This window comes from Litchfieldia alkalitelluris (genome assembly GCF_002019645.1).
Lineage (GTDB): Bacteria > Bacillota > Bacilli > Bacillales > Bacillaceae_L > Litchfieldia > Litchfieldia alkalitelluris.
The window spans coordinates 5,031,382-5,047,121 of the sequence record NZ_KV917374.1 but is presented as its reverse complement, the minus strand read 5'-3'; the positions used below and the strand labels follow the sequence as shown (position 1 = coordinate 5,047,121).

Below are 15,740 nucleotides of genomic sequence, written 5' to 3'. Positions count from 1 at the left end.
CAAGTTAACTTTAACCAGGTTTTCACCCACTTTTTACTTTTGTCTTGTTTTAGTATTCTCTTCTTTTGGAAAGAGTTGAGATAGGAGTGATTAGTGGGATGAAAATAAAAAGGCTATCTAGTGCACAGTTAATGGCACTATTCTTAATTGGTATTGCATTTGTTATTGTTGGGGTATTTGGTTCAGCCATCCCATCCTATATAACAACCATGATTGGATTTAACTTTTCTGCTATCTTATTTATCTTACTCGGTGTTTTCCTTCGGTCAGAAGAAGAAAATCCAGAAATTTTGACAACACCGGTTCTCTGGTTTCTGCGTGTCATCATCTTTGGTTTTGCAACAATCCAACTCATACTGTTTTTTCCCTTTTGGCAGGACTTGTCAAGATATCTAAATAAACAATATGAAGTTTTGGAAGGATATCCATCTAATGTTGATTATGACCCCGGTGGCTGGTCAAAAAATGATCATCCCACATTATACTTGACCATTGATGAAAAAGAGCTGCTTGTGGATTTATATCCAGAAAATCCAGAGGAATTATATGAGAAGTATATTAGGATTGAGTATTTACCAAAAACAGAATGGATTGTAAGCATTGATGTAAGATGAGACTGATTACGACAAGGCCGCCGGTATAAAAAACACTTCTTATTTCTAAGGAGTGTTTTTTACTTTATCTGAATGAATCACGTCACCTCGGAAAAAATGTAAAATTATGGGTAAATACAAAAATATACATTTTCAGACTTGTGTTTGGAGGATTTATAATTGAAAAGAATGATAGATAAAATAACAAATTTCCAAGGCGAAAGAGGCTGGAAACCTTACCCAGGGGTGGGGGCAATCACAGTGTCCTAGTGGGTTTTTGTTGGGCAAATTATGAAATACGGTTCGATTTAGTCCTTTTAAAAGGCATCTAGTAGTGGGACATTTAAAACCTCCCCCTGTGTCTCTGAAATTTTTTAAATTACAGTCCACAAAAAAAGGAAAACCCTAACCATTCTTCTAGTTAGGGCTAAGTCCTTTAAATCGGGGTATCAATCTGATTCGACTGATCATTTATAGCTTTAAGTGTAATTGTTTCAGAAACAGGATTACTGTAGTTAATCCACATTTCCACTAACTCAGTTCCTGTAATCAGATCAATATTTAAACCTTCTGCATAGGAACGTGCATGTTCAGTAAAATCAGATGTTGTTACAACGTATCCTCTTGAGGCATTTTGTTTTACCATGTTGGAGTGGATAATTGCTATTGGTTCATAACCAACATCATCCTTGTAACACTTTGCTTGTCCTAGAACTTTCACGTCACCTGTGCCATGTTCAATATCAACACCAAAGTCCCCAGAACTTTTTGTAACAAAAGTAGATTCACCATATTTATGCTTGAATACATCAGCGATAAAGTGTTCAAATTCTATGGGATTATTTTTCAAAAAGATAGATGAATAAGATCTCTCATCATTTTCCTTACAAAAACGTTGATATATGCCAAATGCTAGAGTTCTTTTAAATTCCTCAGTAGATAAATATTTTTTATTGGCCTCTAGTTCTTTGAAAGTTTTACTCTTTTTCCATTGAAAAAAGATAAAACCTAATAAAATTGCTAATATAAAATATTCCATATAATCACCTCGAATACCAGTATTATCAACTTTTAGAATAATATACAGGGTGAAATTAGTATTCTATAGATTTTTTTATTCTAAACTAAATACTAGCTTTGGGGTAGAATTTAAAAACTCTGAAGTTTTCTACCCTTATTTAGCGAAAGTTAATTGAGGTGTTTAAAAGCTTATTTTCCTGTCCAAATAAGTTGCTTCTAAATATATTACATTAGAAAGGTTAAGAAAAGGAAATAAGCTTTTTTTAGATATTTACGGTTGAAATTCAGTTTTTAGTGAAAAAATGCTCAGAAAATCCTAATTTAGGTTTTAGTTTGTCCTATAACGATCATTTTGAACTCCAACATAATACTCATCAATGTAATGTTTGATGTTAATCGACTTCCTATGAAGTTCGTGGTTTGTTCGAAAGTGTAGTACACGATCGAAATCAATATCTAAGTAAAGGGCTCCCTTATCTAGCATTATGTGACAATTAGGACAGACAACCATCATATTTGCTAAATCATCAGGGCCTCCGTCACCAACTTGAAATAGATGGTGAGTATGACATGTATATTTACCAGGAGAAGTTTCAATTCTTTTATCGCAAATTTGGCATTTGTATTTATATAACAACTTCAATAAGTTAGAACGTAAGGGGTCTCTGGGCGTTTCAGTATGGTTTAGATAACTAACTGAACCTCCGCCCAACTGAAGTCGATATTCCTCTAACAACTGATTTCTGTGTTCTAGTGTTTCTAGTAAAACATCACTCAATTTAAAAGGTACTTTGTATCCTCTATTTTTTACAGTAACTACTGACATGTAATTCATCCTCCATTACTACGAATTTTTTTTCATATATTACTATAGATCAGGAGTTCAAAATCACACACTTTTTATAAATTAATTATGTTGACAGTTGCCTTTTTTTAATGTTCTAAACCATCGTCTTAGTTAAAATGTTAAAATAAGGATAATTACAAAAATATACATATTCCGACTTATCCTTGGAGGATTACTAAATATGAAAAATATGATAGAGAAAATAACAAGTTTCCGAGACGAAAGAGGTTGGAAACCTTACCACAATGAAAAAGATCTTGCTCTTTCAATCTCACTGGAAGCAAACGAACTTTTGGAGAATTTTCAATGGAAAAGCAGTGAAGAAGCGATATCTGAATCGAGACAAAACATTAAGGAAGAGATGGCTGATGTTTTAATATATCTTATTCAACTAGCAGATCAAATGGATGTAGATTTAGAAGAGGAAGTATTGAAAAAGATGGAGAAGAATGCGATAAGATATCCTGTTGATAAGAAGTGAGGTAGAGATTAATGATTATATATAATGAAACGTCCTCAGATTTTATTAGTCATATTTATGAAAATAAAATTGGTTATGTGTTGAAGGAAAATGTTTTCAAGAGAATGAATAAGGTTGTTTCGGAAAGTGAACTAAGATCCTGGGAAAACTCTCTTCCACAAATGGCGAAAGTATTAAGGGATGCTGGTTTAAAGAAAGATACTCATGTCCTACTTGAGTACAAGCTTCCTTCCACAGAAAAGAGGATTGATTTTTTAATTACTGGCAGAGATCAAAAGGGTAAGAAGAACGCAATGATTATTGAGTTGAAGCAGTGGAACAAGGCGAAGGCTGCTGAAGGTAATGGGATTGTAAGGACATTTCTTGGTGGTAGGGAACGGGAGACTGTGCATCCTTCGTATCAAGCATCATCGTATAAACGCTTTTTGCTTAACTTTAACGAGTCCTTATATACAGATACATCTATCCAGTTATCTTCTTGTGCATTTCTACATAATTATATTCAGAATCCAAATAGTGAGCCATTATTGGATAAAAGATATAAAGGGTATTTGGATGAATCTCCATTATTTTTTCAGTTTAATGATAGAGATTTGGCGAAACGGATTAAAAACTTAGTTTCAGAGGGACAAGGTGGAAGCATTGCAGAGGCCATTGAACATGGTAGAATTCGTCCTTCTAAGAAGCTTGTTGAGACGGTTGGATCGCTGATTGAAGGTAATGAGGAGTTTATATTATTAGATGAACAGAAGGTTGCATATGAAAAAGTGGTTAGTCTGTACAATAAGTTAGAAACGCAGACAAATCAAAAACATGTAATCATCATTAAAGGTGGACCTGGAACTGGAAAGTCTGTGATTGGACTTAATTTAATGAGTCACCTATTAAAGTCAGATGCATATGCCGAATATATTACACCAAATCAGGCATTCAGAGAGATTCTCCGGAAGAAATTAGTAGGAAAATCTAGTCATGTTGAAGTAAGAGATTTGTTTAAAGGTTCTGCCTCCTATGTTCAGACACCGAAGGATTACTTCGATGTACTGATTTGTGACGAAGCACATCGACTGAAGGAACATGGGCATATGAAAAAGAAAATTGAAGGTGAGAATCAAGCGACTCAGATTATCAGGTCATCAAAGGTGAGTGTCTTTTTTGTAGATGACATGCAAATCATATCTAAAAAAGACATAGGAAGTGTAAAGCTCATTGAAGAAGAGGCTAAAAAGCTTGAAGCAGATATACATGTGGTAGAGCTAGAATCCCAATATCGCTGCTCTGGGTCAGGAAATTACATCTCTTGGTTGAACAGTTTGCTAGGATTCACCGAGGTAGAGGTTCCGCTTGAAGGTGAGTTCGAGTTTAAAGTAGTATCTAACCCAAATGAACTGGTCGAGGAAATCATAGAAAAGCGTGGAGGAAGACTTCTCGCAGGATATGCATGGGATTGGACAAAGAATGCACCCTTCGGTCAATTACCAAATGATGTGGTGATTGAAGAGCACAACTTTGCCCTACCGTGGAATGACCCCAATCGAATTGATTGGGCCATACATCCTGATTGTGCTAATCAGATAGGATGTATACATACAGTTCAAGGACTAGAAATGGATTATGTAGGAGTTATTATTGGAAAGGATCTTGGATATGATCCAGAAACGAACTCTATCATTATTCGCAGAGAAGAGTTTAAGGATAAAGGTGCAAGGCCAGCTAAGCCGAAAAAGGGGCAGGACAATCCACTTTTTGATTTAGTTCGGAATACATATAAAACTCTAATGACAAGAGGGATGAAGGGTTGCTATGTGTATTGTTGTGATGAAGAGCTTGGGAGATATCTGAAGAAGAAAAGTAAGTTGTAAATATCTGAGCACCTGGATGCGTATTTAAAATAAGTACAGAAGCTATTTTACTGCCCAAATATCATTTTATTATATAGATGCGGCCTATCAAAATAGGTAGGCAGTTTAGGGAGATGTACATATATGGATATATTCGTTTATCTTATTCCACTATTGTCATTATTAGTAGGTGTATATTTAGTTATGTTAGGCTTTTGGGAATTAAGGATAGCTGAAAACAGAAGTAGATATATAAACTACATGTTTACTGGATTATTTTTAATGTTATTTGTAACACCAATACTATATTTGATAGTAAGAATTCTTAATCTGAGATTTGTTTTTTGATTGATTTTAAATACATAGCCTATAACGTGAAGACGATATGAAAGAGAAAGAAAATAGAACTAAGCGAACAAACCGGTTTGACTCACCAAGATTTAAACCAATGATGAAGTTAAACATAACTTCAAATCAAGAAACCTGTTTTTCAGCCAAGATGGGTTTCATTGGTAAAATCTAAATAGAGAAAACGATTTTGTACTTCTAAAATGGTGACGTAGGTACGGGATCCCTAGTTAATAGGAAGGGGTATATTAATATCAATTTATCTAATATTGCAAAAAGCACTGGCTAAATTTCAACAATGCTTTTTGCTTAACTATCCAGAATGTACCGCTCCTCTGCGTCTCTTTCCAACTAGAAAGGTTTTAGTTAAACCTCTTCAAATTTCAACACTCCATATACTCCTGCACCGAATGCGGATGAAAGGGAGGGTTCGATAAATTGAATATTTGTATGATAAAGTGGAAGTTTTAAGGCTCTGTCGTTGATTGAATCTATTGTAGCTTTTCTAAAGCTATCCACTTGATTATATGGACTTTCAATCAAGATGGCCTCAGGGTTTATTAGATGTATTATATGGGTAATTCCAATTCCAATATAGTTACCATATTGAGATAGGACATCTTTAATGAGACTTGGACAAGAATGGGAAGCCAATTCCTCGTAATGTTGATTCATTTGTTCCAGGGTTTTCTTAAAAACTGGAAAACTGATAAGTGTTTCTATACAGCCTTTCTGACCACAATTGCAAAGTGGTCCATTTGGATCTACGCTTATATGACCAAATTCACCAGCAGACCAACTAATACCGTTATAGATCTTATTGTCAATTATTAATGCTCCTCCTACTCCATCTTCTATTCTAATATAGAAGGCGCTGGAAAGATTGGAATCAGCCATTTTTTCAATAGAACCAAGAGCAGAAGCTTTTACATTATTTATTACATGTACTGGCATAGATATTACACTTTCCAAGATTTCTTTCAGGTTCGTATTTTTCCATCCTAAATGAGTTGACTCGTGTACGACTCCGGTTTCAGGATCGACTAGTCCAGGAATGGAAATGCTTAATCCAATGCTCCCGGGGTATTTATCTTGTAACTGTTTAGCCAGGCCGGTAATTTGTTGGCTCATTGAAGAAAATAGATCTGCGGAAAAGAAAAATTCCCCCTTTTCTATTACATCAAGAAAATAGTTCACGACCACATAGTTGCATGTTTTATTGTTAAATGATAGACCGATAGAGTGATAAGCATTGGGGTCTAACGTAATTAACTTTCTTGGTCTACCAGCCCCTTGTTGCTCTTCTAATCCAACGTCTTTTACAATCCTATCTTTAATTAGTTGATCGATAATCAATGAAATTGTATTTTTGCTGACACCCAACGCTTTCACCAAATCCATACGTGAACAGGTTTTATGTCTCCGTAAAAATGAGAGTACATTCTTTTGGTTTATTTCTCTTAATATTGCAGTCCCCTTATGATTCATATCTTTACTCCTTAAATATTATTAATTTTCAAAATTTATTGACAACTATTATAAATGTAGGTATTTTTAAAGTGTATTAGTCATACACTATGACTAATTATATGGAAAGTGAGGTGAATTTACAATAAGATTAAAATTGGCGGCTTGCACCATTGTGAGACCTAAATTTATTTTATGAGGAGGGAAAGGATGGCTTCTTTAGATTGGGTCGTTATAATTTTTTACTTACTAATAATGGTTGGAATTGGAATTTGGTCGTTTAAAATGATTAAGGGTTCCGATGACTACTTTGTAGCCGGGGGGAAATTACCTTGGTGGTTATCTGGAGCATCTCACCACGTATCTGGGTATAGTGGGGTTGTATTTTCTGCATATGCAGGTATTGCCTATTCATTTGGCTTTACCATTTATATGTGGTGGGCTGTAGCTATTACAATCAGTGTGATCACTGGTGCTTACTTAATTGCTCCAAGATGGGCACGTCTTCGAATGAAGTTGAAAATTGAATCTCCTCTTGAGTACTTATCTATTCGTTATAATATGCCAACCCAACAACTAATGGCTTGGAGTGGTGTTGTCTTAAAGTTATTCGATGTGGGAGCGAAATGGACAGCAATTGCGATATTATTAAATGGATTTACTGGAGTACCACTCATTTATGGAATATTAATTTCTGGAGGGGTTTCGTTACTTTATATTACGGTTGGGGGATTATGGGCAGATGTTTGGAATGATTTCGTTCAGTTTGCCGTTCAAATTATCGCCGGCCTTGTTATGTTCTTTGTTGTAATATCCAAATTAGGAGGAGTTAGCTCAATCTTCACGATGTGGGGTGAGCTTCCAGCAGGAAATGCTGATTTATTCCGTGAGCCTTATACTGTTGCATTCTTCATAGCCTTTATCTTTATCACATTCTTCAGTTATAACGGAGGTACCTGGAACCTAGCACAACGTTATATTGCATCTCCATCTGGGTCGGAAGCCAAAAAATCTGCCCTTTTCTCTGGTGTTTTATATTTAATCTGGCCACTTATTATGTTCTTCCCAATGTGGGCAGCACCTATCTTCTTTCCAAGCTTAGACGATCCAAATCAAGTTTATTCCATCATGACAATAGAATTCTTACCAGTTGGATTAGTTGGATTGGTGTTAGCAAGTCTCTTTGCTGCAACGATGTCTATGACCTCGGGTGATATTAATACTGTATCTGCAGTTATTACGAAGGATATTCTCCCGACAATATCCAGTAAGGTAAGAACTTTGGACAAAAAAGCTTCTCTTAAACTAGCACGGATTATTACCCTAATATTTACAGGTTTAACGTTACTACTAGGTATGAATGCGGATCACTTTGGAGGGGTTCTCGGACTTATTATTTCTTGGTTCGGTGCATTAGTGGGACCAATCTCCATTCCGATGCTGCTTGGATTATTGCCTAGATTTAAACATAGCAATTCAGCAGCAGCGATTGGTTCCATTATTGCAGGTTTAATCACTTTTGTTGTCTTCAAGTATGGGCTATCAGAAGTGGCACAATCAATTAGTATCTCTGCACCGCTTGCTATTTCTCTGATTACCTATATCGGTATGGGATGGTTAAATCGAAATCAACCTGTTCCTCAAGAGGTTGAGGATTTATTGGATGCCTTAAGTGATGAAAACACACCGTTTACTGATAACTCAATCAAGGCGTAAATAAACCTTTTGCCCGAATATACCTCAGGTTATATTCGGGCGAAAAATATAAATTAGGAGTTTACGAGATGAGCAGAAAGTCAGTCCATTTACGAAGGGATTTACTTGATTTCTATAAAGGACAAATAAATAATACCCTTCTCCCTTTTTGGCATCGAGCAGTAGATACAGAAAATGGCGGCGTGTTTACATGCTACAGTAATGATGGAAGTACCTTAATAAGTAAAGATAAATATACCTGGTCACAGGGAAGGTTTTTGTGGTTATGGTCAAGACTAGCCTCCATGATTAATAAGAAATGTATTGAAGGTAACAAGGAAGTATATTTGGCCCAAGCTAACAAAACGGCCAATTTTTTAATGGACCATGTTTTTTTACCTAATGGCAATTGTGCTTTTTTGTTAAATGAAAAAGGTAATATGAAAGAATCAGTTTTAGGGAAGGGGTACGATACAAGTTTTTATGCTGATTGTTTTGTCATACTAGGCATGGCGGAATATATTCGAGTCACGAAAAAGAGTAATTTTTTGCAGCCAGTACTTAATCTTTATGACAGAATAGTAGACCGTCTTCAAACGGGAGAAGTTCGTAGTGAACCCTATCCGATTCCAACGGGATATCGATCCCACTCTGTATCAATGATTATGTTAAATGTGACCCAAGAACTAGGTGAGGTCTTAGTTTCACTGAATCATAAACGAAGTCAGGAGATTAAGAAAAAGAGTCTTTTATATATGCATGAAATAATGGATAAGTTTTTACTGGAAGAAGGAAGAATTGTTGAGTTATTAACGGAAGATCCTTCTAAAAGGGATACATTATTATCGCAACATGTAAATCCAGGCCATGCAATTGAATGTATGTGGTTTGTTATGATATCAGCAAGTCGTGTCGGTAATAAAGAAGTAATCGAGCGGGCAGCAAAAGTCATAAAATGGGCATTCCAAATAGGTTGGGATGAGGAGCACGGGGGATTGTTTCGGTTTGTCGATTGTAATGGAGGTCAGCCAGCAGGGAGACTAATTGATGACCCCTATGAAAAGTTAATCTTAGATACATGGGATACGAAGCTTTGGTGGCCTCATTCAGAGACGCTGTATGCAACTTTACTAGGATACTCACTAACTCATGATTTAGAATTGTTATTTCTTTATGATAGCATGGAAAAGTATGTTTTTCGCACCTTCCCAAATCCAAATACAGATATTGGAGAGTGGATCCAAATTCGGGCGAGGAATGCCGAGCCAATTAATAAAGTAGTTGCCTTACCTGTCAAGGATCCGTACCATATTCTTCGAAATATGTTACTCATCGTTGAGCTACTTTATGACAAAACAGACATAATGGGGTGTTCATAAGTGAAATCAGCTTTAAAAGTAGGGGTTGGGAAGATGACTATTACACCCGAGCACCCTGTCCCATTAGCAGGTTTTAAAGAGCGAAAAAATCCCTTTGAAGGGATTTCACATCCTTTACATCTTCGTGTGTTATTTTTTCAATTAGAAGAATTGGGAAAGGTAAATAGGAGCATTTTGGTAAGTGCGGACCTAATATGGTGGGATACGAACCGTACGAAGAAGCTTCATAAAAGGATTGCGGAGAAATGGGGCTTAGCGGAATCTGCAATTATCCTACATGCAACTCATACACATTCCGGTCCACAAACAAGTGATCAATTTACACCTTCACTAGGGTCTCTAGATTATGGGTATCTTGACTTTTTAGAAGAACAATTAATGATTGGTTTGGAACAGGCTTATCAAAATTTGGAGTCCGTCACTATTATGCATGGTGTGGGGAAGTGTGAGATTGGTATTCATCGAAGAAAACTTTTGAATGGCAAGGTTGTTATGGCACCTAACCCAGATGGTCCGTCTGACTCTGAGGTAAATGTTATAAAGTTCCAAACAAAAACGAAACGAACCAAGGCTTTGATTACCCATTATGCTTGTCACCCGACTACGACAGGAGATAACTATGTTTCTTCAGAATATCCAGGGGTGGCAATGGATATTGTCGAACAGTACCACAAAGGTGAGACGGTAGCTATTTTTTTACAAGGTTGCAGCGGGGATATTCGTCCTTTTCTTATGAATACTGGTATTTTTTTCCGAGGAACAGACGCAGAGGTGCGAAAACTTGGAAAACTTTTAGCAGATCAGATTATTTCAGTTGTATCTAAGCCTATGAATTTTGTAGAGCCTAAGATGAAAAGTGAAAATTTCCGGATATTACTGCCTTTTAAAGACTTACCAAGCTTAGAAGAACTAAAGTCAAAAATAAAGGAAGAAGATGTAATAGGAGAATGGAGTTCATTATTAGTAGGGAATCCGAATCGAGTTCGCACAACAATCCCTGTAGAGTGTACTTACTTACAACTATCAGATTCTCTGGCTTTTTTAGGGATGAATGCTGAGGTTGTGGTTGAATATGGAATATGGATTAAAATGATTTCATCTGGAAAAGTCTTACCTATTCCTTATAGTAATGGAATGATTGGTTATATTCCTACAGCCAGACAATTAGTAGAAGGTGGATACGAAGCTGAGGAATCAATTTTTTACTTTGGATTGCCCGGACCCTTTTCGCCAAGTATTGAAAATGAGATAAAGAAGTCAATAAGGAAGCAGCTGGGAGGTAACATACTTGATCAAACAGCCTATCAAAATGAAGAAAATTGATAAATTAAGAGTAGAAGTTTATGAGAATAGAACGGATATGGGTAAATCTGCAGGAATAGCTGTAGCCAATAAGATGAGAGATTTATTAGCAAAGCAGAAACAGGTTCGCATGATTTTTGCATCGGCTCCGTCACAAAATGAATTTCTTGAACAGCTCAGACAAGAAGATAGAATTGATTGGTCACGCATTATAGCCTTTCATATGGATGAATATATTGGGTTGCTTAAAAATTCTCCTCAATTATTTAGCAACTACATAAAGGATCATTTGTTTTCTTTTGTGTCTCCAGGAGAAGTTCACTATATTAATAGTGCAAATTCTATTTCAGATGAATGTATGAGATATAAAAAACTGATTTCTGAGGCTCCAATTGATATCGTGTGTCTAGGAATTGGTGAAAACGGACATATCGCTTTTAACGATCCACCTGTCGCTAATTTTCATGACCAAGAGATTGTTAAGCCTGTTAAATTAGATGAGATGTGTCGGCAGCAGCAAGTAAATGATGGGTGTTTTCCACAATTGAGGGAAGTACCTACACATGCTCTTACATTAACTATACCCACCTTATTATCAGGAAGTTATTTATTTTGTATTGTACCAGGTAAAACGAAGGCTGCAGCAATCCAGTCTACACTATATGGGGACATTTCCACAACATGTCCGGCAAGTTGTTTACGGAAGCATTCAAACTGTGTGCTTTATCTAGACCAAGATTCCTTTGGGGTAGAAATATAATGAAGGAATATATTGGTATACATTATCGAACAGGTAACCCTGTTAGATTTAAGGTGAAGAATGGAGTGATTCTGGACTATTCCGATTTAACCGGTGAAAAGAGTGAATCACTACCCTATATTGCACCTGGTTTGATTGACATGCAGATAAATGGGTATGGTGGGATTGATTTTAACACTGTTCCAGTTAGTGAAGAAAGTATTATCAAAGTGACCAGCATGCTGTGGCAAGAAGGCGTCACCTCTTACTTACCAACGGTGATTACGAATAGTGATGAGAACATTGAGGATATCGTCAAGACCATAGCAAAGGTATGTGAAGAGAATCCTACAGTAAATCGCTGTATTGCAGGTATCCATGTAGAAGGTCCCTTTATTTCACTAGAAGATGAACCGAGGGGAGCTCATCAAAAAGAGTATGTGAAACGCCCGGATTGGAATCTCTTTCAGAAGTGGCAGGAGGCAGCTGGTGGTCGAATTAAGATTATTACGCTCTCACCTGAATGGGAAGGGGCAACAGATTTTATACGGAAATGTAAGGAACAAGGTGTTACAGTTTCAATTGGTCACACATCTTCTTCACCTGAGCAAATTCAAGAGGCAGTTACTGCAGGAGCTCGTATGTCTACTCATCTTGGGAATGGTGCTCATCTAATGCTTCCCAGGCATCCTAATTATCTTTGGGAACAGTTAGCACATGATGAGTTATGGTCTTGTATGATTGCTGATGGCTTTCATTTACCGGATTCGGTTTTGAAGGTGATACTAAGGACTAAACAGGAAAAGGCCATGTTAGTAAGTGATGCGATTTCCTTTAGTGGAATGGAGCCAGGAGAGTATACCACTCATATTGGCGGTAAGGTGGTATTAACACCAGAAGGTAAGCTTCACTTAGCAGAAAATCAAAAGCTTCTGGCTGGTTCCGTACAAATGCTGAAATGGGGAATAGAAAATCTCGTTCATCAGGATTTATGTTCATTCGACGAGGCCTGGGAAATGGCATCAGTCAGGCCGGCTCGATTTCTTAACCTACCACAACAAACTGGACTAAACGAAGGGGCACCTGCTGATTTTATCCAATTTATAAAAAAAGAAAATCAAATTCATATTCTTCAAACGGTGAAGGATGGAAAAAGTGTCTATCAGAATCCTGTTTAAGGGGGAAGGTCATTTTGAGTTCAGTAATGTCAGACTATTTAACAAAAATTATTGGTCACCTCCAAAAGCTTCATGATGAAGAGGGAGACTCAATTCAAAAGGCAGCAAGAGTAATTGCTGATCATATTAAACAAGATAAAATTGTATATGCGTATGGACCCGGCGGACACTCCAATTTAGGTCCGCAAGAAATTTTCTTTCGCGCCGGCGGACTAATGCACATTAGTGCTATGCTCGATGAAGGAACACTGTTGAATAATGGGGCTCTACGATCAATGGCAATGGAACGTACACCTGGTTACGGTAAAATAGTCATTAAGGAATATGGATTACAGGCAGGAGATCTCTTACTTATTATTAATGCGTATGGAATGAATGCAGCAACTATTGATGCAGCACTTGAAGCTAGAAAATTAGGGGTTAAAACAATCGGAGTCACCTCTGTTAGGCATGCCTCTGCCACACCAGAAAATCACCCAGCACGACATCCGACTAAAAAAAATCTGCATGACTTAGTAGATATAGTTGTGGATTCAAAGGTTGAGGTAGGTGACGCGGTAGTAGAAATTGATGGCCTCGATCAAAAAGTAGCTGCTATGTCTACATTTGCCAACGCTTATTGTCTAAATTCAATTGTCGCAGAGACGGTAGATATACTTGTAAAAGATGGTGTTACACCTCCTATCTGGATGAGTGGAAATGCTCCCGGAGGAGATGAGGCAAATGCTCGTTTTATCAAACAGTTTAAAGAGAGAATTAAGAAGCTTTAGGTCGAGCATGTCCCATCCTAAGTAGTGTGTTCCATGAGTGTATATCCTTTTTAAATTAAGGTGCAGGATAAGGTAGTTAATGCCTAACGACAAATTTTCTCTGGAGAAAAGTTATTAAAGATACTGATGAACATACCTTGCCAGATGTTTAACACCTCATAGTTAAAATGTAATCTTTATACTTCAAGCATAAGTTAATTAATAGAAAGAAAATGATCTAAAGGCATTGGATTCAGTTGACTCTTAAAATTACACGGTAAACTGTACCCTGTATAATAATGAATCACTACATCTCATTTAGTTTGTGAACGAACGTAAGTACACGACACATGTAGAGTGTGTAACAGGCGGTCTTAAAGTAATTCTTCAATTAATTCAAAACAAAAAAATTTAAAAACACCTTAAAGAGGTACTGGTCACCAGCGCCTCTTTGCTTTATATGTTGTTCATTTGGTGGATCAAGGAGTTTCAGTTATTTTCACCTATATGCTTTTGACATTTTCATTTCATTCTTAGCTCTCTCGTAATCTCCTTTGTTTTTATAGGCAATGGATCTTGCTTCGTAAGCTCTTGAAATACCAGGATTGTTTTGAACTTGAGTAAGGATTTCAATTGCTTTAGTTGCATAATTAATAATTTCTTCAATACTAGCATTTGTAAGTCCTTTGTTTCCTAAATCCGCTAGTATAATCTTGCACTCTCAATTTCTTTTTTATTGATTAAACTAGCTTCTTCTTTTCTTCCTAACTGACGCAATATACCTGCTTGGCGTAAGAAGCATTGAGCTAATAATTTATATGCTTGTGCCATTTCACCTTTGTTTTGCTTAATCATTTTATTAATCTCATTTTCTACTTCTTTGTAATGCTGTAACGCTAAATCATATTTCTCTTGTTGCTCAAATAAAATTAGTGCATCTTCCAGTTTTCTCTCCCAAACAGCTATACTATTTACCATAAACCCCCCCAACCTTTGCCTATTTTATTTGTCGATATCAAATCCTAATAGGTTTCATATTTTACCTGGATTTACCTGGATAGAAAGTGAGCAATTTACACCATCAGCCCAACTCTAAGAGCCTATTATCCTTGATGTACTTAGGTTTTTCCAGCTAAACCTTATAGTAGATCCTCTAATTTTGTATCGAGGGACAGGGGGATGTGTCCCAGGGTCAGTGTTGTAGGGCTGATTTATGAAGATAGTTAGATGTAGTCCTTTTAAACGGCTTCTAGTAGTGGCACATCGACCTGCCCTGTGCCCCTCAAGCAATGAGCCTGAATTATGGTAATGAGAGATGGTAAGAGTGTTGATCAGTTTTAATCTTTTTAGAATTGAACCTCATCCTATGCAAAAGAACTGATATCTATTTTTTATACTGTTTTTCTAGGAAGTTATAGGGGGATTATGCCTTTTTTTTATTTCTAGATCTCTAGTACCTGAAAATGGGATGTAGGGATAGTAAGTGTGTCCATCTGGAAATATTTGTAGTAAAATAGTGCTAAACAGTCACTATTTTTCTCTTAGCAAGCTAGTCAATATGTTATAGAAGAGTGAAGGTTTAGTTTAATAGAATAAGAGTTATAGGGGGATTTAATGATGAGTAACGTACAAGTTGATTTTGATCAGTTTAATGAATATGTTGATTTGGTAAAGAAGCTAGATTACTACTTATTAAGTGAAATGAAAGAGGAGTTAGAAGGTTATCAAGCTTTTAGAATGGATGATATTAAGGATGGTATTGCATATCATAGGATTGAAAACAGAGCAAAAGATGGCTTTGTAAAGTTATGTTCTGCTAATAATGCAATTATCTTAAGGTTTGGTTCCAATACAGATAATAATTATAAGGGTTTAGTAAAGCAACATGTAGTTGATAAACACTTTAATCTACTAAATAAGCGAACAGAAAAACATCTAAATAAGTTTGCCAATGAAGCGTTTATTTACTTTGAAACACTAGAAAATCTAATTAATATAGATGATTGGGAGTTTGTCAAACAGCTTATCAAAGAAGCTTACACGGATAAATTTTTGGATAAAGAGTGAGATTTATAGTTTGAGTAGAATACGATAAGGATTA

Annotated in this window: 14 protein-coding genes; 10 read left to right on the top strand and 4 right to left on the bottom strand. The window is 36.3% G+C overall.

The window, feature by feature from the left end; genetic code table 11:
• Positions 1-98: 98 nt before the first annotated feature.
• Complete coding sequence (locus BK579_RS23580; RefSeq protein WP_078549773.1) at positions 99-614, top strand: hypothetical protein; 516 nt, start codon at positions 99-101, stop codon at positions 612-614.
• Positions 615-1,029: 415 nt separating this feature from the next.
• Here BK579_RS23580 and BK579_RS23575 read toward each other — a convergent pair whose 3' ends face one another.
• Both BK579_RS23575 and BK579_RS23570 read right to left on the bottom strand, forming a co-directional pair.
• On the bottom strand, positions 1,030-1,632 hold the full coding sequence (locus BK579_RS23575) for a restriction endonuclease (protein ID WP_078549771.1): 603 nt from the start codon (positions 1,630-1,632) through the stop codon (positions 1,030-1,032).
• A 309-nt stretch (positions 1,633-1,941) separates the two neighbouring features.
• Positions 1,942-2,439 (bottom strand): HNH endonuclease, encoded by a 498-nt coding sequence (locus BK579_RS23570; protein ID WP_169891239.1) that lies wholly within the window; start codon positions 2,437-2,439, stop codon positions 1,942-1,944.
• Positions 2,440-2,641: 202 nt separating this feature from the next.
• Between BK579_RS23570 and BK579_RS23565 the strand changes: the two genes are divergently transcribed.
• Both BK579_RS23565 and BK579_RS23560 read left to right on the top strand, forming a co-directional pair.
• Positions 2,642-2,941 carry a nucleotide pyrophosphohydrolase gene (locus BK579_RS23565; protein WP_078549767.1) on the top strand — a complete coding sequence of 100 codons (300 nt, stop codon included), beginning with the start codon at positions 2,642-2,644 and terminating at the stop codon, positions 2,939-2,941.
• 11 nt (positions 2,942-2,952) lie between these two features.
• Entirely contained in the window at positions 2,953-4,803 is a 1,851-nt protein-coding gene (locus BK579_RS23560; protein WP_078549765.1) for a DUF2075 domain-containing protein, read from the top strand.
• A gap of 693 nt (positions 4,804-5,496) precedes the next feature.
• On the opposite strand, the gene BK579_RS23550 is transcribed toward BK579_RS23560, so the two are convergent.
• A complete protein-coding gene (locus tag BK579_RS23550; protein WP_078549761.1) occupies positions 5,497-6,618 on the bottom strand; it encodes an ROK family transcriptional regulator in 1,122 nt (373 codons plus the stop codon).
• A 189-nt stretch (positions 6,619-6,807) separates the two neighbouring features.
• On the opposite strand from BK579_RS23550, the gene BK579_RS23545 reads away from it, so the two are divergent.
• The 6 genes from BK579_RS23545 to BK579_RS23520 all read left to right on the top strand — a co-directional run bounded on the left by BK579_RS23545 (position 6,808) and on the right by BK579_RS23520 (position 13,660).
• Positions 6,808-8,313, top strand: coding sequence for a sodium:solute symporter family protein (locus BK579_RS23545; protein ID WP_078549759.1), 1,506 nt, complete (start codon positions 6,808-6,810; stop codon positions 8,311-8,313).
• 68 nt (positions 8,314-8,381) lie between these two features.
• The gene (locus BK579_RS23540) at positions 8,382-9,671 is read left to right on the top strand and encodes an AGE family epimerase/isomerase (RefSeq protein ID WP_078549757.1); all 1,290 of its coding nucleotides are present in this window, start codon (positions 8,382-8,384) and stop codon (positions 9,669-9,671) included.
• The gene (locus BK579_RS23535) at positions 9,672-10,994 is read left to right on the top strand and encodes a neutral/alkaline non-lysosomal ceramidase N-terminal domain-containing protein (protein WP_078549755.1); all 1,323 of its coding nucleotides are present in this window, start codon (positions 9,672-9,674) and stop codon (positions 10,992-10,994) included.
• Positions 10,960-11,733: a glucosamine-6-phosphate deaminase gene (locus BK579_RS23530; protein WP_235848525.1), complete on the top strand. Its 774-nt coding sequence runs from the start codon at positions 10,960-10,962 to the stop codon at positions 11,731-11,733. The genes BK579_RS23535 and BK579_RS23530 overlap by 35 nt, the downstream gene beginning before the upstream one ends.
• Positions 11,733-12,890 carry an N-acetylglucosamine-6-phosphate deacetylase gene (gene nagA / locus BK579_RS23525; RefSeq protein WP_078549753.1) on the top strand — a complete coding sequence of 386 codons (1,158 nt, stop codon included), beginning with the start codon at positions 11,733-11,735 and terminating at the stop codon, positions 12,888-12,890. The genes BK579_RS23530 and nagA overlap by 1 nt, the downstream gene beginning before the upstream one ends.
• Positions 12,891-12,904: 14 nt before the next feature.
• Positions 12,905-13,660 carry a sugar isomerase domain-containing protein gene (locus BK579_RS23520; protein WP_235848524.1) on the top strand — a complete coding sequence of 252 codons (756 nt, stop codon included), beginning with the start codon at positions 12,905-12,907 and terminating at the stop codon, positions 13,658-13,660.
• Between the two features lie 681 nt (positions 13,661-14,341).
• Here the strand turns inward: BK579_RS23520 and BK579_RS23515 are convergent.
• Positions 14,342-14,617: a hypothetical protein gene (locus tag BK579_RS23515; protein ID WP_078549751.1), complete on the bottom strand. Its 276-nt coding sequence runs from the start codon at positions 14,615-14,617 to the stop codon at positions 14,342-14,344.
• Positions 14,618-15,256: 639 nt separating this feature from the next.
• On the opposite strand from BK579_RS23515, the gene BK579_RS23510 reads away from it, so the two are divergent.
• The gene (locus BK579_RS23510; protein WP_078549749.1) at positions 15,257-15,706 is read left to right on the top strand and encodes a hypothetical protein; all 450 of its coding nucleotides are present in this window, start codon (positions 15,257-15,259) and stop codon (positions 15,704-15,706) included.
• The last annotated feature ends 34 nt before the right edge of the window (positions 15,707-15,740 follow it).

What these genes read in the sequence shown, in the direction of transcription:
- BK579_RS23550 (WP_078549761.1), bottom strand. Translation starts at nt 6,618, where the DNA reads ATGAATCATAAGGGGACTGCAATATTAAGAGAAATAAACCAAAAGAAT.
- BK579_RS23545 (WP_078549759.1), top strand. Translation starts at nt 6,808, where the DNA reads ATGGCTTCTTTAGATTGGGTCGTTATAATTTTTTACTTACTAATAATG.
- BK579_RS23515 (WP_078549751.1), bottom strand. Translation starts at nt 14,617, where the DNA reads ATGGTAAATAGTATAGCTGTTTGGGAGAGAAAACTGGAAGATGCACTA.
- BK579_RS23565 (WP_078549767.1), top strand. Translation starts at nt 2,642, where the DNA reads ATGAAAAATATGATAGAGAAAATAACAAGTTTCCGAGACGAAAGAGGT.
- BK579_RS23540 (WP_078549757.1), top strand. Translation starts at nt 8,382, where the DNA reads ATGAGCAGAAAGTCAGTCCATTTACGAAGGGATTTACTTGATTTCTAT.
- BK579_RS23575 (WP_078549771.1), bottom strand. Translation starts at nt 1,632, where the DNA reads ATGGAATATTTTATATTAGCAATTTTATTAGGTTTTATCTTTTTTCAA.
- BK579_RS23510 (WP_078549749.1), top strand. Translation starts at nt 15,257, where the DNA reads ATGAGTAACGTACAAGTTGATTTTGATCAGTTTAATGAATATGTTGAT.
- nagA (WP_078549753.1), top strand. Translation starts at nt 11,733, where the DNA reads ATGAAGGAATATATTGGTATACATTATCGAACAGGTAACCCTGTTAGA.
- BK579_RS23570 (WP_169891239.1), bottom strand. Translation starts at nt 2,439, where the DNA reads ATGTCAGTAGTTACTGTAAAAAATAGAGGATACAAAGTACCTTTTAAA.
- BK579_RS23580 (WP_078549773.1), top strand. Translation starts at nt 99, where the DNA reads ATGAAAATAAAAAGGCTATCTAGTGCACAGTTAATGGCACTATTCTTA.
- BK579_RS23560 (WP_078549765.1), top strand. Translation starts at nt 2,953, where the DNA reads ATGATTATATATAATGAAACGTCCTCAGATTTTATTAGTCATATTTAT.